Consider the following 23,619-nt stretch of genomic DNA (forward strand, 5'->3'; position numbering starts at 1 on the left):
AATCAGGCGGCCTTCGTCGTATGCGTACTGTCTTTCCGATTTGGCTCGAGGAGTAACGTCAGGTTCTCAACTTCCGTGTTCACACGAATTGAAAATCGTTAGCCGTCAAGTTGACCTTCGACACGTGGTTGAGGGTAATTGTGTCGTTGGCATCATAGGTGATGACCGTATTGCCGTGGCCATCGTCAGCAGTATGGGAGAGCACGCTCGCAAAGTTCGCGAACAGCGCGTGATCGAACTGGATCACGTCGCCGACAGCCGGGCCAGCCTGGAAATCGGTAATGGTATCCTTGCCGAAGTTGGCACTAAACACAAACGTATCGTTACCGGCTCCGTCGCCTGAGCCGGCGCCTTTGCCCCAGGCGGCATACGGAGCGAAGGACGTGCCGTTGGAAAGCCACACGTAAGAGGTGTCGCCCGAGAACTGAATAATGTCGGTTTTGCCGTCCCCATTGAAGTCGCCAAACTTGTCATTGGGCGAGAAACCGCTCCCCCAGAGGGCGTAGTTGTTGAACCCCGCGCCGTTTGAGATCCAAACATAGGCGTTGCCGCCAGAGAACTGAAGGACATCGGTTTTACCGTCGCCATTGAAGTCGCCAAACTTGTCATTGGGCGAGAAACCGCTCCCCCAGAGGGCGTAGTTGTTGAACCCTGCACCGTTGGAGACCCAGACATAGGCGTTGCCGCCTGAGAACTGAATGGCATCGGCTTTATGGTCGCCGTTAAAGTCGGCGAACTGGTCGTTGGGCGAGAACCCGCTGCCCCAGAGGGCGTAGTTGTTGAACCCCGCACCGTTGGAGATCCAGACATAGGCGTTGCCCCCAGAGAATTGAAGGACATCGGTTTTACCGTCGCCATTGAAGTCGCCAAACTTGTCATTGGGCGAGAAACCGCTCCCCCAGAGGGCGTAGTTGTTGAACCCTGCACCGTTGGAGACCCAGACATAGGCGTTGCCGCCCGAGAACTGAAGGACATCTGTGTTACCGTCGCCATTAAAGTCGCCAAGTTTGTCGGACGGTTGAGACCCGTTGCCCCATTGAGCATAGTTGTCCAGCCCACTCCCGGTCGATAACCACACGTCCAGCATTCCGTTCTGGTTGAGTTGTATGACATCGGCCTTGTTATCGCCATTAAAGTCGGCAATCCGATCGACTGCGCCGTTTGAGCCGAATGAGAGGACCGAGACATCGCCAGATAGGATGTCGTTGCCGCCGCCGCCGGTCAGCGTATCGTTGCCGGAACCGCCGTTCAGTGCGTTGGCGATAGCATTGCCGACGATCGTGTCGTTGCCGGAGCCGCCGATGGCGTTGTCGATGTAGGAACGCGCGTCGTTGTTGTAGAGATAGGAATTGTAGACGTTACCCGACGCGTAGTGACCGTTTCCGAGATTGGCGAGTTGAACCGACGAGAACACGGACGACGCACCTGGATTGAGATTGATGCTCAGGTTCGTCGTGTAGTTCGAAAGGTCATAGGTATCGACGCCGCCCCCATCCCAGATCGTCTCGTAGATGCGATTGGCCGAGCCACCGGCACCGCCATTGTCGGCCGGCTGGCCAGCGCCGTTGATGAACTCCTGCCCGGTGGTGGAGCTCCATGAATAGACGGTGGTCCCGCTCTGGGTGGCGTAGTCCGCGCCGTACATCGTCTGCAGCGCGAGGATATCGTTGGCCATATAGGTCTGCGAATATCCATAGGCCTCGTTGGTGTAGCCGCTCGAGGTCGAAGCACCGACATAGCTGCGATAGCTCATGACGGTGTATTCGCTGTCGTCATGCGCGCTCGGCACGGCGACGTTGGCGGGACCGCCCGCTTCCTGACTGTGCTTCAGGCCAAGGGCGTGTCCGAGCTCGTGCAACGCAGTCGTGAAATAGTAATTGCCGAGCGCAGCCAGCGAATAGTTGTAGGCGGTTCCGAACCACACGTCGCCGCCGGACGCGTAGTTGCCGGGGTAATAGGCGTAGGAGGTCGGATTGGCCGAGGGCGACTGCGCGACCATGATGTCGGCGCCGTTCGTCCCGGCGTACTGGATGTTGGCGTTGGTGTAGCCGAGGATCAGTCCGATCGCGTAATTGATCCCCGCCTGCATCTGACTCGGCGCCGGGGCAAAACCCGAGGTCGTCGGCTCACCGCTGCCGCCGCTGTAGGGACTGGCGTAGTCGCTTGCAGCGTCCGGAAAGCTGTAGGTGATCGCGCCGGTCCATTTGTAGCCCGACAGCAGGCCGTCGATCTCGGCATTGTTGGTGGCACTGACGTTGACAGCGGTAGCCAAGGGAATCTCCGAAGCAGCAAACCCCGTTCGATTCGGGGCGCGACAGGTGATTCTAGCTTGAGAGTTGAACGTTTGGTTTAATTTTGGCGAACCGGTCCAGACTCCTTCCGTAAGGCCGTGTTAGCCATCAAATCCCGTAGTCATACGGGCCAGACCAAGGGATGTCAGTTCCGGCGACTTACTTGTTGCGAGTGAAATCATGAAACGAGGTCTACTCTCGGCCGGTCTGTTCGGCGCCCTGATGGCGCTCGCCGGGCCGGGCCATCTACCCTTCGGAGGACTGCCTGTCATGGTCGGCAAAGCCAATGCGGATGAGAGCGGCAAACAAGGCGGCACCGCGGGGCGCGCGCCCTCCGTTCCGATGGCCCGCGACCCGTCGGCTGCGGTCGCGGAGGAGTACGAGTCCGCCCGGCGCAAGGGAACGCGCGAGGCGTTCGAGCTGTTCATTGCGCGCCACGGCGATGACCCGCTGGCCGAGCAGGCGCGTGCCGAGCTGAAAAGGCTGGCGCGCTGAACCCCTCGCGGAACCGCTCAAGCATTGCATTTCGACAGGCGGCATCCGCGCGGCCCTGACCTGCCGCGCGACGTCTTGCTGCATGGTCTTTCGGCACTATGGTAGGCCCGCAATCTGTCCCGGAGCCCATCAAGATGCCCTTTCCGCATGCCTCGGAAGCCCTGTCACGCTTTACCGTGCTCGATTTGACCCGCGTCCGGTCCGGGCCCACCTGCGTGCGGCAGCTCGCGGACTGGGGCGCCAACGTGATCAAGATCGACGCGCTCACCGAGGATGCCGGCGGCGAGCAGCCGGGCGGCCCGCGGCGCGGCTCCGATTTCCAGAATTTGCATCGCAACAAGCGCGCGATGACGCTGAACCTGAAGGACGAGCGCGGGCTCGCCGTGTTCAAGCGCCTCGCCGCCAAGGCCGACGTTGTGGTGGAGAATTTCCGCCCCGACGTGAAGAAGAAGCTCGGCATCGACTATGAGGGCCTCGCCAGGATCAATCCGCGCATCGTCTACGGCAGCATCTCCGGCTTCGGCCAGGACGGCCCCTATCACAAGCGGCCGGGCTTCGATCAGATCGCGCAAGGCATGGGCGGGCTGATGTCGATCACCGGCGCGCCGGGCGAAGGCCCGATGCGGGTCGGCATCCCCGTCGCCGACCTCACCGCCGGTCTGTTCTGTGCCATGGGCATCCTCACCGCGCTGCTGGAGCGCGAGGTCTCGGGCAAGGGCCAGTGGGTACAGACCTCGCTGCTGCAGGCCCAGATCTTCATGCTCGACTTCCAGGCCGCACGCTGGCTCATGGAGAAGGAAGTGGCAAAGCAGGCCGGCAACAACCACCCGACCAGCATTCCGACCGGCGTGTTCAAGACCTCGGACGGCCACATCAACATCGCCACCACGGGCGGCCGGATCTGGGAGCGCTGCGCACAGGCGATCGGCGCGCCGGAACTCTACAGCCATCCCGACTATCTGACCGCGCCGGCCCGCTCCAAGAACCGCGATGCGCTCAATGCCGAGATCGAGAAGCGTACCTTGACGAAGTCCACCGAGACCTGGGTTCGTGAACTCAATGAGGCCGGCGTGCCCTGCGGGCCGATCTACGCCATCGACCGGATGTTCGAAGACGAACAGGTCAAGCATCTCGGCATCGCGCAGGAGGTACCGAATGACGAGGATCGCGACATCCGCCTGGTCGGCCAGCCCGTGACGCTGTCGCGCACGCCGAGCAGGATGGTGGCGCGACCGCCGGAGTTCGGCGAGCAGACCGACGAAGTGCTGAAGGAGTTCGGCTTCGGCACGGACGAGATTGCCAAGCTCAGGGACGCAAGGGTGGTGTGACCACTGGGCGCCGCGCCACACAAAGAAGAAGCCCGGCGTGCGCCGGGCTTCCACAGACTGAAGTTTCAGAAGGTCTTAGTACTTGGCGACGACGGGGCCGCCGAACTTGTAGTTCACGCCAGCCCGGAGGATGTTGTCCGTGATCCGCGAACTGTAGTTCGTTGTAAGCACGCCGCCGCCAAGCGCGCCAGTCGTCGTCGTGAACCCACCGGAGGTGCGGCCGAGATCGACCCAGAGATACTCAAGCTTCGCGGTCCAGTTTCCGCTGATGACACCTTCGACGCCGGCACCAACCGTGTAACCGAGGCGCGTATCGCTCCTGGAGAACACAGCGGCGGCCGCACCGACAGTCTCCGTCGTCTTCACCTCACCATATGCGAGACCGCCGGTACCGTAGAACAGCACCGTTGGGGTCGCCAAGATTCCGACGCGACCGCGTACAGTACCGAACCACTCCAACTTCTGATCGATGGTAGCGGGCACCGCGGGCCCCGGAAATACTGCAATAATGCCGAATGGCGGGGTGCAGACACCCGTCGGGCAGGTGAAGCTGCGGCTGCCCTTCTGATCGCTCCCCTGGAGATCGGCCTCAAGGCCCCAGACCCAGTTCTGCATCTGCCAGTTGTAGCCAATCTGGCCGCCGCCAATCACGCCGTCCATGTTGGCACGATCACTGCTGCCAAACAGCACGACACCGGCGGGCGTGGTCAACGTCGAGTCGTCCCGCGAGCGGCCCCAGCTGTAGCCGATGTTACCGCCGATATAGAAGCCAGTCCAATTGTAGGCTGCAGCAACCATCGGCGGGGCCTTGACGTAGGGCCGCGCTGCCAAGTCGGCAGCCATTACGTTCGTCCCAAGCAGCGAGATCGCCGCTGCCATTCCCATCACAATCCGCTTCATGGAAATTTCCTCCGCACCAAAAATCATGGTCAAAGCATATGCTACGCTTCGCCCAAAAACTGTGCCGCACCAGCAACAGGCTGAAAGAATCGACCCATAGCTTGGCCAGGAGCTCTATCCACCCCCGCTATATGTTTGATCTAAAAAGACAAACTGCCCTAGTTCTGAGTCAATTTGGTGCCTGGCCTCGATTCCGGTGGCGCAGCAAGCCGTCGATCACAGGCCAAAACAGCAGCACGATCGCCAAGGTCGTGATCGAGCCTACCAGGCCATTCGACCAAAACACCTTGAGGTCGCCGCCGGCGCCGATCATCGACAGACGGAAGGCATCCTCGGCGCGGTTGCCCAGCACGAGCGCCAGCGTGAACGGAGCGAGCGGAATGCCGATCTTCTTGAAGACGTAGCCGACGACGCCGAAGCCGAGCATCAGCCAGATATCGAACATCGCATTCTGGATCGCATAGGCGCCGATCGCGCATGACACCACGATCATCGGCGCCACCGCGGCGAACGGCACGCGCAGGATCGAGGCGAAGATCGGCACCGTCGTCAGCACCAGCACGAGGCCGACGACATTGCCGAGATACATCGAGGCGATCAGGCCCCAGACGAAGTCCTTGTGCTCGACGAACAGCAGCGGTCCCGGATTGAGCCCCCACACCATCAACCCGCCGAGCAGGATCGCGGCGGTGCCCGAGCCGGGAATGCCGAGCGCCAGCATCGGCAGCAGCGCCGCGGTGCCGGAGGCATGCGCCGCCGTCTCGGGCGCGAACACGCCCTCGATGCGGCCCTTGCCGAAGCTCTCGGGATCCTTGGAGAAACGCTTGGCGAGATTGTAGCCCATGAAAGAGGCCGCGATCGCGCCGCCCGGCGTAATGCCGAGCCAGCAGCCGATGAAGGAGGAGCGCAGCAGCGTCACCCAGTATTTCGGCAGGTCCTTCCACACAGCAAGCACGACGCGCAGCGAAATGCTCGCCGCGTGTCCGCGCAACGCGAGGCGCTCCTCCATCGTCAGCAGGATCTCGCTGATGCCGAACAGGCCGATGACGGCGACGAGGAAGTTGATGCCGCGCAAAAGCTCGGACGAGCCGAAGGTCATGCGCAGATTGCCTGACACCGTGTCCATGCCGATGCCGGCGAGCAACAGCCCCAGCGACATCGAGATGACGGTCTTGTGCTTGGCCTCGCGCCCCAGCCCGACGAAGGAGCAAAAGGTCAGCAGATACACCGCGAAGAACTCCGGCGGGCCGAACTTCAACGCAAAGGACGAGATCATCGGGGCGAGGAAGGTGATCAGGAGCACCGCCACCAGCGAGCCGATGAAAGAGGACGTGAACGCGGCGGTCAGCGCTTCCGCCGCCCTGCCCTGCTGCGCCATTGGATAGCCGTCGAAAGTGGTCGCGACCGACCAGGCTTCGCCCGGGATGTTGAACAGGATCGAGGTGATCGCGCCGCCGAACAGCGCGCCCCAATAGATGCAGGACAGCATCACGATCGCCGAGGTCGGATCCATCGTGAAGGTGAGCGGCAGCAGGATCGCAACGCCGTTGGGCCCGCCGAGGCCGGGTAGCACGCCGACGAAAATGCCGAGCACCAGCCCGACCATCATCAGCGCGAGCGTCTTCCACGTCAGCAGGACGGCGAAGCCGTGAAGCAAGAGACCGAGAGCTTCCATCGCGGGTCCGCCTAGTAGCCGAAGGCCGCTTCGAGCGGCCCTTTCGGCATGATGACGTCGAAGGCGATGTCGAAGGTGACGAACATGATCGCCGTGAACACGACAGCGGTGAGCAGCGACTTCCACAGCGCGATCTTGCCGACGAGGCGCATGAAGCCCGCGATCAGCAGGAAGCTCGCGACATAGAGGCCGAGGAACTGCGTGGCCAGGCAGAACAACAGCGTCGGCACGAACACCGCCATCACGCGGCGGGCTTGCGCGCATGTGACGAAGGTCTCAGCCGCCTTGCGGTGCGCGACCAGCGCCACGATCAGGCCGTAGAGGCTGCCGCCGCCGAGAATGACGCAGAGATAGAACGGGAAATAGCCAGGCTCCGGCCCGGTCGAATCCCACGAGGCGCCGGTGCGCCAATTGTCGTAGCCGAGCGTGGCGGCGAGCGCGAGCAACAGGAGACAGACGAATATCTCGACCGTGCCGGAGGAGACGACGGAAGGCGAGTCGTCTTCGGGCGCGGTCGGATCGTCGACGACGATTTCAAGATCGGTTTGGGACATGAGCTCCGCAAGATCAGATTGCGTTGTCATCATCCGCGAATGCGGATGATCCAGTACGCCATGCAGAAGCCGTCTTTCGTCGAGCTCTGTGCAATACTGAATGCCCCGCCTTCGCGGGGCATGACATCGAGGGTGGCTACTTCGCGACGAAACCGGCTTCTGTCATCAGCGACTTGTTGACTGCATCGTCCTCCTCGAGGAACTGCACCATGTCCTTGCCGGTGAGGAAGATCGGCTTCAGTGCCTGCTTTTCCATGTAGTCCTTGTATTCCGCGGTCTGCGTCACCTTGTGGAACAGCTCGACGTAGAACGCCTGCTGTTCCGCCGTGACCTTGCCGGGCAGGAACATCGCGCGCAGCATCAGATACTGCACATCGACGCCCTCCTCCTTGCAGGTCGGGATGTCGGCCCAGGACTGCGTCTCCGTCACCTTGCTCGTGTAGGAGATCCGCTCCTTGTCGAACACGCAGAGCGGACGCACCTGGCCCGCGCGCCAGACTTCGAGATTCTCGGATGGGTTGTTGACGTTGGATTCGGTGTGGTTGCCGACGAGCTGGGTCGCGGCCTCGCCGCCGGACTTATAAGGCAGATAGGAGAATTTCGCGCCGGTCTTCTGCTCGAGGAACACGGTCAACACGTGATCCTCGCGCTTGGAGCCGGTGCCGCCCATCTTGAACGGCGCGGCTGCCGCCTTCGCGGCCGCGACGAACTCCTTCACCGTCTTGGGACCCGCGCTGTTGTCCCACAGCACGAACTGGTCGAGCGCGATCACCGAAACCGGGGTCAGCTCACGCCAGTTGAACGGGATCTTTGCCGACAGCGGCAGCATATAGATCAGCGAATAGGCGATCAGCACCTTGTTGGGGTCGCCCTCGCTGGATTTCATGTACATCAGCGCTTCGGCGCCGGAAGCCCCGCCCTTGAGCGAGACCACAATCGGTTGCTTCATCAGATTGTTCTTCTGGATGGCGGCTTGCATCATCCGCGCCATCTGGTCGGAGGCGCCGCCCGCGCCTGCCGCGACCACGATCTCGACCGGTTTGGTCGGCTCCCAGCCGGCAAAGGCCGGCGTGCTCAACGATAGCGCTGCTGCGACGCCAACAGCTTGCATTAGAATTCGCACGAGTTTCGTCCCCTGGATTATTGGCTTTGTTTGCCAGGAATTTATCGACACATTGTGCGGACTATTGCGAGCGAGTTCAAGCAGGCGAGGATGCCGCTACCTATGACTTTAGGACGAAGCCAGCCTAGCTCGCGCTACCTGCCCTTCCAGTTCGGCGTGCGCTTGTTGAGGAAGGCGTCCATTCCCTCGCGGAAATCTTCGCTCATATAGGCCTTGAGGATCAGATCCTCGCCCTCTTCGCGCGACAGCGTGCGGCGGATGCGGCGGACTGCCTCCTTGGTCGCTTCAAGCGTCAGCGGGGCGTGGCTCGCCACGAGCCTGGCGGTCTCGTCGGCGCGGCGCTGCAGCGTCTCGACGTCGGGAACGATCTCGTTGAGAAGGCCGAGCGCCAGTGCTTCCGGCGCTTCGACGAGGCGTGCCTTGAAGATCAGATCCTTGGTGCGGGCGGGGCCGACCAGCGAGACGACGCGGCTGATGTTCGACATCGACAGGCAGTTGCCGAGCGTGCGCGCGATCGGAAACCCGATGCGCGTCGTTTCAGTCCCGATGCGCAGGTCGCAGCAAGCCGCAATTCCGGCGCCGCCGCCGGTGCATGCCCCCGCGATCGCCGCGATCACGGGCACGCGGCACTGCTCCAGCGTGCCGAGCACGCGGTCGATGCGGGCCTCATAGTCGAGCGCATCCTGCGCGGTTTTGAACGCACGGAATTGAGAAATGTCGGTGCCGGAGGCAAACGCCTTGTCGCCGGTGCCGGTCAGGATCAGCGCCTTGATCGAGCGGTCGGCGTTAATCTCCTGGCAGATCTCCGCCATGCGCTCGTACATGGCGAAGGTCAGTGCGTTGCGCGCCTGCGGGCGGTTGAAGGTGATCCGCGCGATGCCGTCCGTGACGGAGTAGAGCAGGTCTTCGTTGGCGGTCGTTGGTGCGTTCATCGCGCGCTCTCTCTTCTCGAAGTCAGTTCAGGCTACCTGAGCCTTCAGGCCACCTGAGCTTTGGCCATCGGCACCGCATCGCGTCCCTTCAGGACGTCCATGGCCGCCAACACGCCGCCGCTCCGGTGCGGAATCTTTGCAAGATCGAGGCCCATCTCGACGCCGGCGAGCGTGCCCATCAGCATCAGATCGTTGAAATGGCCGATGTGGCCGATGCGGAAGACTTTGCCCTTGACCTTGTTCAGGCCGGTGCCGAGCGACATGTCGAAGTTTTCCAGCACCACCTTGCGGAAGGCATCGGCGTCATGGCCATCAGGCACGCGCACGCCTGTCAGCGCCGGCGAATGCGCGGCAGGATCGGCGCATTGCGTCTCCAGGCCCCAGACCTTGATCGCGGCGCGCGTCGCCGCGCTATGGCGCTTGTGGCGGGTCCAGACGTTCTCGAGCCCCTCCTCTTCCAGCATCTTGATCGCCTCGCGCAGGCCGTAGAGCAAATTGGTGGCGGGCGTATAGGGGAAGGTGCCGAGCTTGTTGAAGGAGATGACCTCCTGCCAGTCCCAATAGGAGCGCATGCCGGGGTTGGCCTTGGCCACCGCGAGCGCTTTCTCCGAGACGGCGTTGAAGCCGAGGCCCGGCGGCAGCATCAGGCCCTTCTGCGAGCCGGCGACCGAGACGTCGATGCCCCAGGCATCGTGCTCGTACTCGATCGAGCCGAGGCCGGAGATGGTGTCGACCATCAGCAGCGCGGGATGCTCGACCGGGTCAAGCAGCTTGCGCACTTCGAGCGGCGGCGTCACGCAGCCGGTCGAGGTCTCGTTGTGGACGACGCAGACCGCCTTGATGGTGTGCTGCTTGTCGGCGGCAAGGCGCTTCTCCATCTCGGCGAGGTCGGCACCATGGCGCCAGTCGCTCGGGATGAAGTCGACGTCGAGCTTGAACTTGTCGGCGATGCCGCGCCACAGCACGGCGAACTGGCCGGTCTCGCACATCAGGACCTTGTCGCCGGGCGCGAGCACGTTGACCATCGCAGCTTCCCAGGCGCCGGTGCCGGACGAGGGGAAGATGATCACGGGCTGCTTGGTGCGGAACACCCGCTGCATGCCGGCGAGGACTGCGAAACCGAGCTCGGCGAACTCCGGACCGCGATGGTCCAGCGTCGGCATGTCCATCGCCCGCAGCACCCGATCGGGCACGTTGGTCGGTCCTGGAATCTGTAGGAAATGCCTTCCAGTATGCACGGTCATCGGCGTCCTTCCCGGTCTTGCCTTGATTTTGATGGCCGCCGAATAGCACCATTTGACCGGCTTGTCCCCTCTCCTTAGGGCGACTCCATGCATAACGGCCGGCGACCGCCCCTACTCGGCGGCCACCACCTTGCCGGACGGCAGACGCCCCTCGGCCTCCGTGAACGGACGCTCCGGATGCATCAGGAAGGCGGAAAAGCCGCCGAGCAGCAACAGGCCCATCGACATCAGGAACGGCAGGTACCAATTGCCGGTCGCGTCGATCACGAAGCCCGCGACCAGCGGGGATACGATGGCGGCAAAGGCCGAGCCTGTGTTCATGAGTCCCGAGGCGGTCCCGGAATGTTTCGGGGCGATGTCCATCGGAATCGACCACATCGGGCCGATCACCAGCTCAGCACAGAAGAAGCCGGCCGACAGGCACAGCGCGACGATCGTGACGTCGTGGACGAACAGGATCGGAAACAGCGAGAGCAGCGCCCCCGCAAATCCCGCGACGGTGACGCTCAGCCGCGCCAGCCGGACATTGCCGGTGCGGTCGAGGATCTTGTCCGACAGCACGCCGCCGACGCTGTCGCCGATCACGCCGGCGAAAAACACGCCCGAGGCAAACAGTGCCGAATTCTTGATGTCGAGATTGTAGTTGTTCTTGAAGAACAGCGGCAGCCAGTTGAGATAGAGCCACAGGCACCACCCGTAGCAGAAATAGGTCAGCGTCACCGGCCACATCCGTCCCAATAGCTGGCCCCAGGGCACGCTCGGCCGCTCGCCGGTTGCGCGCGGCGGCAGCGCGGCGAGCTCGGCCTCCGTGATGGAGGCGTGCTCCTTCGGCTCGTTGCGGAAGTACCAGACCCAGATGACGCCCCAGACGAGACTGACGAAGCCCAGCACGACGAAGGCGCCGCGCCAGGTCAGCCAGAGGATCAGCAGCGCCACCACCGGCGGCGTCACCGCATTGCCGAGCCGGGCGAAGGAGTGGGTCAGCCCTTGCGCAAAACCGCGGCGGTTCGCCGGCGTCCAGTATTGCATCGCACGCGTCGCGGTCGGAAAGGTCGCGCCTTCACCGAAGCCGAGCGCAAAGCGGACGATGAACAGCGCGGCGAGGCCATGCACGAAGCCGGTCGAGATGGTCGCCACCGCCCAGATCATGCCGCACCAGAACAGCGTCTTGCGCGGTCCGAAGCGATCGCCGACCCAGCCCCCGATCACCTGGAACAGCAGATAGGGATAGGCGAAAGCGGAGAAGACGAGGCCGAGCTGGGTGTTCGACAGACCGAGCTCCTTCTGGATCTCGCTCGCCGCGGTGCCGATGTTCACCCGGTCGACATAGGTGATGAAATACATCGCGCAGAGCATCGCCAGCACGACATGCGTCGCCTTGAACCGAACTCCCATCGCCATCCCACCCTGAATATCTTTTGTGGTTGTCGTCCGCGTGTCCCGCGCGGTTAAGTGCCGACCACTTTCAGGTGCGGCGATGCATTGCCCTGCGGGCGCTGCTCCAGCAGCTTCATCGCGGCGTCGACGCCACCGGAGCGGTGGGGCACGCCCGCGACCGACAACCCCATCTCCACACCGGTGACCGCGCCGAGCAGCGTCAGCGCATTGCATTCGCCGAGATGGCCGATGCGGAAGACTCTGCCGGCGACCTTCGACAGGCCCGAGCCGAGCGACATGTTGTAATTGTCCAACACGATCTTGCGAAACTGATCGGCATCATGTCCCGGCGGCATCAGCACTGCCGTGAGCACCGGCGAGAACTCGGCGGGCTCCTGGCAGAGGATCTCGAGGCCCCAATGATTGACGGCCGCACGGGTCGCAGCAGCCAACCGCTGATGCCGCGCAAAAACGTTGTCGAGCCCCTCTTCGAGCAGCATCGCGATCGCCTCGCGCAGGCCGTAGAGCAGATTGGTCGCCGGCGTGTAGGGGAAAAAGCCGTTGGCGTTGGGCTTGAGCATCTCCTCCCAGTCGAAATAGGAGCGCGGCATCCTGTTGGTCTTCGCAGCAGTGCGCGCCTTCTCCGAGATCGCGTTGAAGCCGAGGCCGGGTGGCAGCATGAAACCCTTCTGCGAGCAGCTGACGCTGACATCGACCTTCCACTCGTCATGCCGATAGTCGACCGAGCCGAGCGAGGAGATGGTGTCGACCATCAGCAGCGCCGGATGGCCCGTGCGATCGATCGCGGCGCGGATCTCGGCGATGCGGCTGGTCGCCCCGGTGGAGGTCTCGTTGTGCACGACCATCACGGCCTTGATCGCGCGCGCGGTGTCGTCAATGAGTCTTGCCTCGATGATGGCCGGATCGGCGCCGCGGCGCCAATCGCCAGGAACGAAATCGACCTCGATGCCGAAGCGCCGCGCCATCTGACGCCACAGGGTGGCGAAATGGCCGGTCTCGACCATCAGCACCTTGTCACCAGGCGACAGCGTGTTGACGATCGCGGCCTCCCAAGCGCCGGTCCCCGACGAGGGGAAGATCACCACCGGGCCGGCGGTCTGGAAGATTTTCTGGCTGCCCTCCAGCACGGCCCGGCCGAGCTCGCCGAATTCCGCGCTCCGATGATCGATGACAGGCATGTCCATGGCGCGCAGGACGCGCTCGGGGACCGGGCTCGGGCCGGGAATCTGAAGGAAATGGCGTCCCTGATGCATGAAAACCTCCCTGTCGGCGGATCTTGGCCGGCTCTGAAACCTATTTTGCATTCATTTTTTGCACTTTCAACCGATTTTTGGTATTCGATTGCGGACATCGACGCGACCAGACAGGCAAACTACTGTGCTGCAAATGAAATCCACGATTCCCGACACCGGGGTTCCGATTGCCCCGCCCGCCGCAAATGGCGGCGACCGCCAGGAGGCGTCGCTTCACGGCGAAATCCTGCTGCGGCTGCGCGACTACGTGGTCGAGGGCAACATTCCCGACGGCGCGCGCGTCCCCGAGCGTCAGCTCTGCGAGATGTTCGGCATCTCCCGCACGCCGCTGCGCGAGGCCTTGAAAGTGCTCGCCGCGGAGGGGCTGATCGAGCTGCTGCCCAACCGCGGCGCGCGGGTCCGCCAGCTGAGCCAGCGCGACCTCGAGGAGCTGTTCGACGTGATGGCGGGGCTGGAGAGCCTTGCCGGGCGCCTGGCCTGCGAAGCCATTACGGATGCGGAAATCACCGCGATCGAGCAGCTGCATTACGAGATGTACGGCCACTATCTGCATCGCGACATGCACGGCTATTTCCAGATCAACCAGCGCATCCACGAAAGCATCGTCGCGGCCGCGCGCAACGAGACGCTGAAGACCGCCTACGCCAACTTTGCCGGCCGCATCCGCCGCGTCCGCTTCTCCGCCAATTTCGCCCGCAAGCGGCAGCGCTGGGCGGAAGCGATGCGAGAGCACGAGGCCATTCTCGATGCGCTGCGCCGCCGTGCCGCGAGCGAGCTCAGCGACATCCTGTTCCAGCACCTGCGCAACAAGCGGACGGCCGCGATCGAGCACCTCACCGAGCCCCAAGAGGACGCCCCGGCCTCCCCTTGAGGGCAGCTGGCTTGCTCATTTTGAATTCATAATATAATCGATCAGAAACAAGAGTGAATACTCCAGCCCGGCCGAGCGCCTCGCTGGATCAGTCCGGGACCAGGGATGACAAACGCCTCCTCGCTCGAACGGCGCCTGCGCGCGGAAATGACCGGCGACGTCCTGTTCGATCGCTTCAGCCGCGGCCGCTACGCCACCGACGCCTCGTTCTATCAGATCGTACCCGCGGGCGTGGTCGTGCCCAAGACCATGGACGAGGCCTTGCGCGCACTGGCAATCGCCCGGGACGACGGACGGAAGGTCACGCCGCGCGGCGGTGGCACCTCGCAATGCGGCCAGACCGTCAATGACGGTCTCGTGGTCGATCTCTCGAAGCACCTGAACCGGATCCTGTCGCTCGACGTCGAAGGACGCACCTGCGTGGTCGAGCCGGGCATCGTGCTCGACGACCTCAACCGCCAGCTGAAGAAACACGGCCTCTGGTTTCCGGTCGACGTCTCTACGGCCTCGCGCGCCACAATCGGCGGCATGGCCGGCAACAATTCCTGCGGCGGCCGTAGCCTGCGCTACGGCACCATGCGCGACAACACACTGTCGATGGAGGCGGCCCTTGCCGACGGCACACTGAACCGTTACGGCGAGGTATCGCGCGATCTCTCGGATCTCGATGCCAACGATAGCGCGCGCGCCCTGTTCCGCGACATGCTTGATCTCGGCGCCCGCGAAGCCGGGGAGATCGCCGCGCGCTTCCCAAAGGTGCAACGCCGTGTCGGCGGCTACAATCTCGATGCGCTGGTGCCGCGCAATGCGCGCAACAACATGGCGCACCTTCTCGTCGGCTCCGAGGGCACCCTCGCTTTCACCACCAAGGTCGAGCTGAAGCTGTGGCCTGTCATCCGCAACAAGGTGCTCGGCATCTGCCATTTCGGCAGTTTTTACGAGGCGATGGACGCGGCCCAGCATCTGGTCAAGCTCAAGCCGATCGCGGTCGAGCTGGTCGACCGCACCATGCTGGCGCTCGGCCGCGACATCGCGATGTTCCGACCCATCATCTCCGCCGCGATCAAGGGTGATCCGGATGCGGTGCTCGTGGTCGAGTTCGCCGAGGAGGATCTGGCGGATAATCTCGTGCGCCTGAAGCAGCTCGGCGAGCTGATGGGCGATCTCGGCTTCGGCTGGAACAACGACAAGCGCAAATGGGGCGGCGTGGTGGAAATCACCGAGCCCGCGCTGCAGAGCGGGATCGCCGATTTCCGCGCGGCCGGCCTCAACGTCATGATGTCGATGAAGCAGGAGGGAAAGCCGGTCTCCTTTGTCGAGGACTGCGCCGTGCCGCTGCCGCATCTCGCGGACTACACCGCGCGGCTGAGCGAGGTGTTTGCCAGGCACGGCACCAGCGGCACGATGTATGCTCACGCCTCCGAAGGTTGCCTGCATGTGCGGCCCGTGCTGAATTTGAAGCTGGAGAAGGACGTCAAGGCGATGCGGGCCATCGCCGAGGAAGCCTTCGAACTGGTGCGCGAATACAAGGGCTCGCATTCCGGCGAGCACGGCGATGGCCTGGTGCGCTCCGAATTCCACGAAACGATGTTCGGCGAGCGCCTGGTCGCCGACTTCCGGGACGTGAAGCAGCGCTTTGATCCCGAGGGCGTGCTCAACCCCGGCAAGATCGTCGACGCACCGAAGATGGACGATCGTTCGCTATTCCGCTTCAAGCCTGAGTATCGCGTCGCTGAGCTGAAGACAAAACTCGACTGGTCCGCTTATCCCGGAGCCGGCGGTGGTTTTCAGGGCGCGGTCGAGATGTGCAACAACAACGGCGCCTGCCGCAAGCTCGAGGGCGGCGTGATGTGCCCGTCCTACCGCGCGACGCGCAACGAGAAGGACGTGACGCGAGGCCGCGCCAACACGCTGCGCCTCGCCATCTCCGGCCAGCTCGGCGCGGGCGCACTCTCCTCCGACGAGATGATGGAGACGTTGAAGCTCTGCGTGTCCTGCAAGGCTTGCCGCCACGAATGCCCGACCGGCGTCGATATGGCCAAGATGAAGATCGAGGTGCTCGCCGCGCGCGCGGCCTCGCATGGCCTGACCTTGCGCGATCGCCTGGTCGGCTACCTCCCGCGCTATGCCGGCCTCGCATCGCGCTTCGCGCTGCTGGCGAATTTGCGCAACCGCAGCCCGCTGCTGCGAAAGCTGTTCGAGCGCTTTGCCGGCATCAGCGCGCGCCGCGCCCTGCCCGCCTTCCGCAGCGATGTGTTCGTGCCGCCGGCCGAAACGGTCGGGCCGGAAACCGGCCGCGAGGTCGTGCTGTTCGCTGACACCTTCAACCGCATCTATGAGCGCGAAAACGTCGAGGCCGCGTTGCGCGTGCTCGCGGCCGGCGGCTATCGCGTGCATCTGCCGAAACCTCCAAGCGGCGGCCGTCCGCTGTGCTGCGGCCGCACCTTCCTGTCCGCCGGTCTCGTTGACGAAGCCAAGGTCGAACTCGATCGTCTCGTCGCCGCATTCGCGCCCTTCGCCGCGCGCGACGTCCCGATCGTCGGCCTCGAGCCAAGCTGCCTTTTGACCCTGCGCGACGAGCTCGCCGCGCTGCGCCAGGACGATGACGCCAAGGCCGTCGGCGCCCACGCGCTGACCTTCGAGGAATTCCTGGTGCGGGAGGCCGAGGCCGGCCGACTGCAACTGTCGCTCGGCACCGTCGCCGACAAGGCCGTGGTGCACGGCCATTGCCATCAAAAATCCTTCGGTGCGTTTAAGCCGGTCGAGCAGGTGCTGCGCCTCGTTCCGGGCCTGAAGGTCGAGACCATCGAGTCGAGCTGCTGCGGCATGGCCGGCGCCTTCGGTTATGGCGCGGACACCTACGATGCCTCGATCGAGATGGCCGAGCTCTCGCTGCTACCCGCCGTGCGGCGCGCGGACCAGAATACGCTCGTTGTGGCCGACGGCACCTCCTGCCGGCACCAGATCCACGACGGCGCCCAGCGCGAGGCGCTTCACGTTGCACGCGTGCTGGCGATGAGCCTTGATCGCGCCGAGACCCAATCCACAACCACTCCCATTGCAAAGGAAACCAGCCATGGCTGACCTCACGCTCGACACCGCCCGCAAGATCCTCGATGCCGCCTTCGCGAAATCCGCGGAGCTGAAGCTGAAGCCGCTCGTCGTCACCATCCTGGACGCCCGCGGGGTGCTCAAGATCGCCGCGGCGCAGGACGGCACCAGCCTGATGCGCGCCGAGATCGCGCACGGCAAGGCCTATGGCGCGCTCGCATTGGGCATGGGCTCGCGCGCCCTATTCCAGCGCGCGCAGGAGCAGGCCTATTTCATCGACGCCGTGAACACCATGGCCAAGGGCGCGCTGGTGCCGGTCCCCGGCGGCGTGCTGATCATGGACGGCACGACGCTGCTCGGCGCCGTCGGCGTCTCCGGCGACACGTCGGACAATGACGAGGCGTGTGCGATGGCCGGCATCCAGGCAGCGGGGTTGAAGGCCAACGCGGGGTAGTGATCGTCCACGCACCCAGAGCTCCTGCGCTTGACAAGACGTTATGGATTGCGCCGCGAAGGATCGCTTGTCGGGGGTTCGAGTCCCTAGATCGCTACATGGCTAAACCCACTACTGTGGCGACGCTGTTCTCTTATCGGAGGGCAGCTCGTTCGAGGCCAAACCCCGACGGGCCGCCCTGCCTGTATCCGAGTCTGGCGACACGACATGCGCCAGCATGACGTTGACCGAGAGTTCTCTTGAATATTCGGCCGCCATTACCCGTTTAAGGTTCTTCACGATGCTCGCAAGGGCGCTGCCGTGGTTGTCGAACTGCTCTGCGCAGTAGCGGACCCCTTCGCGACGCTGGATCCGAAGACCACTTCGGCCTTCGTCCGCATAAGTGCAAACTATCATGAGATCATGCTGCGCGGCAGAGACAGCAATGGCGGCAGCCTGGTTCTGAGTGGAGAAATGCTGGTGGTCCGTTGACATCCGGACGTATTGGGCCGCCTGCCCCGCATTTGACGGCGATAGCAGATCGGACCCGGGGCGAATGATCAAGGAGTTGGACATGCCCCCCTTCGCTGCAAAGCCGCTCTCCTTCTGTTGGCGCGATCACCAGGGGAATGAAAGGCCGTGCTTGCTCACCCAACCTAGCACGGCTGAGCAGACGAGGGAGAAAAGTCCGCCCCACAGCCAAGAACGCCCGCGCGCGGCACTGATGGAGCGGAGATATAGAAACGCTCCAAGCAAGGTTCCGTAGTTTCTCCTGAAGTCACCGTTGAGCTTAGCAATTTTCGACAGATCGCAAGAAGTCTCGACCTCGTCAGCCATCACGCTGGCCTCCCAATGATTAGAGCCAGCACTCTATAAACTCCTGTTTTGCCCGACGGAGCAAGTCAAATTTCGGGTAAATCAAAACTCAAAAACGTCACCGATAGACAAGCATCCGTTGTGCCAGACATATTTGACGGCGAGTTCCGGCACCCAAAACGATGAAAATCACCCCTCCTGCTGTTGGCTCTTCTACTTGTTGCCAGCACGCTCGGCTGAGGTAAAGGTGTTGCTCAGCACGCCAGTCTCCGTCCGGCTGGAGGTTTCCTGCAAGAACGACGAAGCTTGCGACCAGCTCGCGGCCGATCAAGCTCAAGATTATCTGCCAAATCGGGCCACAACGCCCAGCTTGCCTCTGGGGGAAAAGATCGTACTGAGCACTGGCCGTTCAGCGACAAATATGAGTTTCAGTTCAATTGCATTCGTTAGAAACGTCACTGCCACCCAGTCGCTTCCGTAAACCACTTTCGCTCGGTCGGAAACACGATTAGAGCGTGTCGTCTTGGCTGAGAACGGCGTCGGCGCGAACCCGACGGTGCATCTTATGAACTCTCACGCGTTTTTCCTAAGTAGGAACCGCCAGCCGCTCAGTAGTCGCACCGCAGGCGTTCCGGACTTCGAGGGCGGCCGCAGTTTGCAGCGTGGGTAATACCGAACCGTGTGACAGTGGGCCAGCAGCGCTGGCGCGTCCGTTCCCTACGCTGCTCGCGCCGAAGTCCCGGACGCCGTCCGCCAAGTCGGCGCCGCGCGCGACCTCAAGGCCACGCACCTCGTCGCGGCTCGAGTGCCATTCTGAAAGCGCCAGCGTCAACTACACAAGCGGAACGATGGCCTTCGCTGCGCATGGAAGAAACGCTAACCGACGTGGATGACGACTCCGCCAAGGTATTAAGGACCTATTCGGCAAACCGCTGTTGGCAAATGTCGGGCATAAAGGCGCCTAAAAGGCGGGCCCGGTACTCGACCGGGCCCGCAGTTAGGCGTCGCTCAATCGACCGGGCGGGAGGTTGCCGGCCGCTCACTTGCGAGAGATGTGTGCGCGTCGCCGAGAAGGCACCCCGACAAGAGTCTTCAATCGAGGCGCTCGTTAGGAGCTCGCCGCGCCGCCGTTCTGAACCTTCGCCTCAAGCATGGCGCGGTTGTTGGCTGAATGTGATGCGTCCGCCCGCGGCCTAACGACGATAAGCGCAGCAAATGAGGCCGCGATTGAAATTGCGGCAAGTACGTACAGACCCATATCGAAGCTGCCAGACTTCTCGCGTACCCAGCCCACGATAGTTGGCCCTAAGAATCCCCCGAGGTTGCCGATAGAATTGATCAAGGCGATGCCACCTGCAGCCGCACTCCCTGTAAGGAATGTCGACGGCAAAGCCCAGAAGGGAGCTTTGGTGCCGTAAATGCCAATGGCTGCGAGAGAGATAAACGCGACCGCTGCTTCCGACCTCCCCATATACGCAGCTCCGGCCAGTCCGGTGCCAGCCAGAGCAAGTGCTGCGAATAGGCTCCAGCGCCGTTCGCTGAAGCGGTCCGAAAAGTAGCCCCATACCAAAATCCCAAGCGTGCCGAAGATGTATGGAATGGAAGTTACCAGTCCGGTATGCAGATCGGAAAGGCCCAAGCCTTTGATGATTTGCGGTAGAAAGAAAGCGAGCCCAAGGTTGGCGGTCGTGTTAGCGACATAGATCATTGCCAGCCCAAGAACTCGCGGATCGAGAACGATTCTCCAGACCGACGTCCCGTGAGTGGCCTGGACAGATTGACGCTCTCGTTCGATCGTTGCCTGTAGCCAAGCCCGTTCGCCCTCCAAAAGCCATTTGGCGTCGAGAGGACGATCAGGAAGCACCATTAGAACGATGAAGCCGACAACCGCGGTGGGCAATCCCTCAAGCAAGAACAGCCACTGCCAACCATGTATCCCTCCCACGCCTTCGAGGAGCATGATACTCGTGGAAAGCGGCGCGCCAATCCCGAGAGACAGCGGGATAGCAACTGAGAACACGGCGACCACGCGCGCCTGATATATTGAGGGAAACCAGTAGGTCAGATACAGGATAATGCCAGGGAAGAAGCCAGCTTCGGCTGCGCCGAGTAGAAAGCGCATGACAAGAAAGCTTGTCTCCCCTGTTACGAACACCATTCCGGCTGATACGAGCCCCCACGTCACCATGATGCGGGAGATCCATCGCCGGGCACCCAGCTTTTCGAGAATCAAGTTGCTCGGCACTTCGAAAAAGAAATAGCCCCAAAAGAACAAGCCGGCTCCGAGCCCATATGTATAAGCAGAAAGCCCAATGTCCTTATTCATAGTCAACGCGGCGAAGCCGATATTCACCCGGTCAATATAGGCGAGGAAGTAGCACAAGAGCAGTAGAGGCATCAGCCTCAGAAATGCTTTGCGAATGGTCGTCTTTTCGATGTCGCCCGTCATGGCTTTCCTCCTTTAAGCGTCTTTTTTTCATTGAGAACTGCGGCGGCTCTACCGGCCGCTTGAACATACTGCGTGAGAGCGTCATGTAGACTTGCTCGTGATCTGCTCCTACGAGAAGGCGGTCAGTGAGATCTGCGTCGTTGGGCTCGGCTCATCTCGAAGCGAGCCTTGTTTTCGGCATTTGGAGGATAGAGCCCGGGCAGCGGTGCGCCGCTGTGCACTTCATCCATAATCCAGGCCTCCAGGGCCTCCTGATCAGGGGCTTCCCGCGCGATCTCCGCCACCAGATCCTTCGGCACCACGACCGCGCCGTCGCGATCAGCCACGATGAGATCGCTCGGGAAGATGGCGACGCCTCCGCAAGAAATCGGCTCCTGCCAGCCCACAAAAGTTAGGCCAGCCACAGAGGGCGGTGCAGCCACGCCGCTGGCAAAGACCGGAAGGCCTGTGCCAAGGACACCAGCGACATCGCGCATCACTCCGTCTGTTATCAGAGCCGCGACGCCGCGCTTCACCATTCGCGCGCATAGAATGTCGCCGAAAATTCCCGCATCACGCACGCCCATGGCATCGACCACAGCTATTGCGCCGACCGGCATGTCTTCGATCGCCGCCCGCGTCGATAGCGGAGATGCCCAGGAGGCCGGCGTCGCGAGATCCTCACGCGCAGGAACGAAGCGCAAAGTGAAGGCCTTTCCGACATATCTTTGGTCGACGGCTTGCAGCGGCTGCGGTCCGCGCATCCAGACGTTTCGCAGGCCCTTCTTCAGCAAAACGGTTGTGATCGTGGCTGTCGACAAAGCCCGGAAGATCTCGAAAATCTCCGTGTCGCTCATAGGTATTCCTCGTTCTGGTGTTAGATGTTAGCCAGCAGCCCGCCGTCAACGCGGATGACCGAGCCAGTGATGTAGGATGCTCGTTCGCTAGCGAGAAAGGCGACGGCGTCTGCGTACTCTTCCGGCCTGCCGTAGCGTTTCAACGGTATCGATCTCGCGCTTTCGGCCGCGACGTCTTCAATGGATTTTCCTTGGCGGCGCGCCTTCTGCTCGTCAAGAAACATGGTCCGCGCGGTTGCGATACGGCCGGGCACCAGGACGTTGGCCGTGACGCCATCGGCCGCAACCTCAGCCGCAAGTGTTTTCGACCAGCCGAGAAGCGTGGATCGAAGGACGTTGGAAAATGCGAGATTTGGGATCGGCGCAACAACTCCCGACGACGTCGAGGTAATGATGCGACCGAAGCCTCGCGCGCGCATGCCGGGAAGCACGTAATCGGCGGTCGTTACGACCGAGAGAACCATCATCTCGAACGCGCGCTGCCACGCCGCAGAATCCTGACCACTTGCAGTCGCAGGCGGCGGTCCTCCGGTGTTATTTACGAGGATATCGACAGGTGCGAGTTCGCGCTCGATTCGGGCGAGATGCCGCCCAATGCTTGGCGTATCAGCAAGATCGAACACGACTGACAGCACGCGGGGGGCCTGACGGCCTCCCAATGTCTCGATTGCCTGAGCCGTTTCGACAAGGGCCTGCGCGCTGATATCGGCGATTGCAACACCAGCACCTTCCCGCGCGAGTGCCACAGCAATCGCGCGTCCTAGTCCGCCACCGGCTCCGAGCACGAGGGCCGTGCGGTTTGCCAATCCTAGATCCATGATGCTGTTCCCATCTTGATCACGGTCAGGACCAGACGTCAGCGTCACAGCCGCCGATCGCGGCCTCGTCGAATCGGTAGCCAAGGCCTGGCGCGGTCGGAAGCTTGAGACCTGCTCCTTCAATTTCCAGCTGGCGATCCACAATCCGCCGGAAGTTCAGCACTTTGTCGTCGGCAAAAAATTCGACGAAACGAGCGTTCGGCGAAGAAGCGACGAGATGCACATGAACATCGTGAAACCAATGCGGGCACATCGTGGCGCCGTAGGCGTCGGCGAGCGCCGCGATCTTGCGGAATTCACTAACGCCGCCACAAACCAGTGCGTCAGTCTGCAGAATCAACGCAGCTTTCTTGTCCAGCAGCTCTTTGAAGCGCCACCTGCCAGCCTCGATCTCGCCAGTAGCAACTGGCACGCGTGTTCGGGCAGCCAGATCAGCGTGTGCATCGATTTGATCCGGACTAAACGGCTCCTCGATCCAATAGGGGTCGTAGCTTTCGTAGCGTTGCATATACCGGAGCGCGGTTGGTACGTCGGACCACGCATTGTTTGCATCGAGCATCAGAAGCACGTCAGGGCCGATTGCTTTGCGGGCTGCAGCGATCCTGGCCTCTTCATCGGCTGGGGAGAGCCGCCCGACCTTCATCTTCACTGCTTTGAAGCCGAGCGCGACGTAGGACGCCAACTCCTCACCCAGCTTGTCCGGGGTCTTGCCTTCGAGGTAATAACCACCGCTGGCGTATGCTGGGACATTGTCGCGCGCTGCCGAGCCGAGATATTTGTACAGCGGCAACTTTGCGGACCGCGCGTTGCAGTCCCACAGAGCTGTATCCACGATGCTGATGGCACGCATCACGGAGCCTGCCCGACCGTGCAGTAGGGCTTCCTGATACATTTCCTGCCAAAGGATTTCGGTTTCGCAAGAATCGCGCCCCATAAGAAGGGGGCGGAGCAGTTGGCGCACAGCTTCGCTCACGAGCGCCGCGGCGGCATGACCGCCATAGCAGTGCCCGATGCCTTCGATCCCCTCTTGGGTCCGGATCCGGACAAGCGCGTATTACGCTGGGTGACCTGACGACGGGCAAAAGCAGTGGCCTGATCCAAGGGGATCTTGACGGTACGGGCCTCGACAGAAGCAATCCTGGTCATTTCCTC

The 23,619-nt window shown here is 62.5% G+C and carries 20 protein-coding genes; 5 read left to right on the top strand and 15 right to left on the bottom strand.

Annotated features, from left to right (window positions below):
* Window positions 1-79: 79 nt before the first annotated feature.
* Window positions 80-2,272: an FG-GAP-like repeat-containing protein gene (locus IVB47_RS07615; protein WP_247460809.1), complete on the bottom strand. Its 2,193-nt coding sequence runs from the start codon at window positions 2,270-2,272 to the stop codon at window positions 80-82.
* 199 nt (window positions 2,273-2,471) lie between these two features.
* On the opposite strand from IVB47_RS07615, the gene IVB47_RS07620 reads away from it, so the two are divergent.
* Window positions 2,472-2,786: a hypothetical protein gene (locus IVB47_RS07620; protein WP_247460810.1), complete on the top strand. Its 315-nt coding sequence runs from the start codon at window positions 2,472-2,474 to the stop codon at window positions 2,784-2,786.
* A gap of 134 nt (window positions 2,787-2,920) precedes the next feature.
* Window positions 2,921-4,114: a CoA transferase gene (locus IVB47_RS07625; RefSeq protein ID WP_247460811.1), complete on the top strand. Its 1,194-nt coding sequence runs from the start codon at window positions 2,921-2,923 to the stop codon at window positions 4,112-4,114.
* Window positions 4,115-4,189: 75 nt separating this feature from the next.
* On the opposite strand, the gene IVB47_RS07630 is transcribed toward IVB47_RS07625, so the two are convergent.
* The 8 genes from IVB47_RS07630 to IVB47_RS07665 form a co-directional block, all read right to left on the bottom strand.
* A complete protein-coding gene (locus IVB47_RS07630; protein WP_247460812.1) occupies window positions 4,190-5,014 on the bottom strand; it encodes an outer membrane protein in 825 nt (274 codons plus the stop codon).
* A gap of 169 nt (window positions 5,015-5,183) precedes the next feature.
* Window positions 5,184-6,689: a tripartite tricarboxylate transporter permease gene (locus IVB47_RS07635; protein ID WP_247460813.1), complete on the bottom strand. Its 1,506-nt coding sequence runs from the start codon at window positions 6,687-6,689 to the stop codon at window positions 5,184-5,186.
* Window positions 6,690-6,700: 11 nt separating this feature from the next.
* Window positions 6,701-7,243 carry a tripartite tricarboxylate transporter TctB family protein gene (locus IVB47_RS07640; protein WP_247460814.1) on the bottom strand — a complete coding sequence of 181 codons (543 nt, stop codon included), beginning with the start codon at window positions 7,241-7,243 and terminating at the stop codon, window positions 6,701-6,703.
* Window positions 7,244-7,379: 136 nt separating this feature from the next.
* Window positions 7,380-8,354, bottom strand: a complete 975-nt coding sequence (locus IVB47_RS07645; protein ID WP_247460815.1) for a tripartite tricarboxylate transporter substrate-binding protein — start codon at window positions 8,352-8,354, stop codon at window positions 7,380-7,382.
* Between the two features lie 146 nt (window positions 8,355-8,500).
* Window positions 8,501-9,298 (bottom strand): enoyl-CoA hydratase/isomerase family protein, encoded by a 798-nt coding sequence (locus IVB47_RS07650; RefSeq protein ID WP_027566726.1) that lies wholly within the window; start codon window positions 9,296-9,298, stop codon window positions 8,501-8,503.
* 44 nt (window positions 9,299-9,342) lie between these two features.
* Window positions 9,343-10,542, bottom strand: a complete 1,200-nt coding sequence (locus IVB47_RS07655; RefSeq protein ID WP_247460816.1) for an aminotransferase class V-fold PLP-dependent enzyme — start codon at window positions 10,540-10,542, stop codon at window positions 9,343-9,345.
* 111 nt (window positions 10,543-10,653) lie between these two features.
* Complete coding sequence (locus IVB47_RS07660; RefSeq protein WP_247460817.1) at window positions 10,654-11,937, bottom strand: MFS transporter; 1,284 nt, start codon at window positions 11,935-11,937, stop codon at window positions 10,654-10,656.
* Window positions 11,938-11,990: 53 nt separating this feature from the next.
* Window positions 11,991-13,244 (bottom strand): alanine--glyoxylate aminotransferase family protein, encoded by a 1,254-nt coding sequence (locus tag IVB47_RS07665; protein ID WP_247460818.1) that lies wholly within the window; start codon window positions 13,242-13,244, stop codon window positions 11,991-11,993.
* Window positions 13,245-13,326: 82 nt separating this feature from the next.
* On the opposite strand from IVB47_RS07665, the gene IVB47_RS07670 reads away from it, so the two are divergent.
* The 3 genes from IVB47_RS07670 to IVB47_RS07680 all read left to right on the top strand — a co-directional run bounded on the left by IVB47_RS07670 (window position 13,327) and on the right by IVB47_RS07680 (window position 17,569).
* On the top strand, window positions 13,327-14,064 hold the full coding sequence (locus tag IVB47_RS07670) for a GntR family transcriptional regulator (RefSeq protein WP_247460819.1): 738 nt from the start codon (window positions 13,327-13,329) through the stop codon (window positions 14,062-14,064).
* A 105-nt stretch (window positions 14,065-14,169) separates the two neighbouring features.
* On the top strand, window positions 14,170-17,148 hold the full coding sequence (locus IVB47_RS07675) for an FAD-binding and (Fe-S)-binding domain-containing protein (protein WP_247460820.1): 2,979 nt from the start codon (window positions 14,170-14,172) through the stop codon (window positions 17,146-17,148).
* Window positions 17,141-17,569 (top strand): heme-binding protein, encoded by a 429-nt coding sequence (locus tag IVB47_RS07680; RefSeq protein WP_247460821.1) that lies wholly within the window; start codon window positions 17,141-17,143, stop codon window positions 17,567-17,569. Before IVB47_RS07675 ends, IVB47_RS07680 begins: the two co-directional genes overlap by 8 nt.
* A 111-nt stretch (window positions 17,570-17,680) precedes the next feature.
* Here IVB47_RS07680 and IVB47_RS07685 read toward each other — a convergent pair whose 3' ends face one another.
* The 6 genes from IVB47_RS07685 to IVB47_RS35515 all read right to left on the bottom strand — a co-directional run bounded on the left by IVB47_RS07685 (window position 17,681) and on the right by IVB47_RS35515 (window position 23,506).
* Complete coding sequence (locus tag IVB47_RS07685; RefSeq protein ID WP_346730784.1) at window positions 17,681-18,124, bottom strand: recombinase family protein; 444 nt, start codon at window positions 18,122-18,124, stop codon at window positions 17,681-17,683.
* A gap of 42 nt (window positions 18,125-18,166) precedes the next feature.
* Window positions 18,167-18,385, bottom strand: coding sequence for a hypothetical protein (locus tag IVB47_RS07690; protein WP_247460822.1), 219 nt, complete (start codon window positions 18,383-18,385; stop codon window positions 18,167-18,169).
* Between the two features lie 1,087 nt (window positions 18,386-19,472).
* Window positions 19,473-20,813: an MFS transporter gene (locus IVB47_RS07695; RefSeq protein ID WP_247460823.1), complete on the bottom strand. Its 1,341-nt coding sequence runs from the start codon at window positions 20,811-20,813 to the stop codon at window positions 19,473-19,475.
* A gap of 122 nt (window positions 20,814-20,935) precedes the next feature.
* Complete coding sequence (locus IVB47_RS07700) at window positions 20,936-21,649, bottom strand: ribonuclease activity regulator RraA (protein ID WP_247460824.1); 714 nt, start codon at window positions 21,647-21,649, stop codon at window positions 20,936-20,938.
* A 20-nt stretch (window positions 21,650-21,669) separates the two neighbouring features.
* Complete coding sequence (locus tag IVB47_RS07705) at window positions 21,670-22,467, bottom strand: SDR family oxidoreductase (protein WP_247460825.1); 798 nt, start codon at window positions 22,465-22,467, stop codon at window positions 21,670-21,672.
* Between the two features lie 25 nt (window positions 22,468-22,492).
* Window positions 22,493-23,506, bottom strand: coding sequence for a mandelate racemase/muconate lactonizing enzyme family protein (locus IVB47_RS35515; RefSeq protein ID WP_346730786.1), 1,014 nt, complete (start codon window positions 23,504-23,506; stop codon window positions 22,493-22,495).
* Window positions 23,507-23,619 lie beyond the last annotated feature (113 nt).

It is taken from the genome of Bradyrhizobium sp. 62 (genome assembly GCF_023073035.1).
Classification (GTDB): domain Bacteria; phylum Pseudomonadota; class Alphaproteobacteria; order Rhizobiales; family Xanthobacteraceae; genus Bradyrhizobium.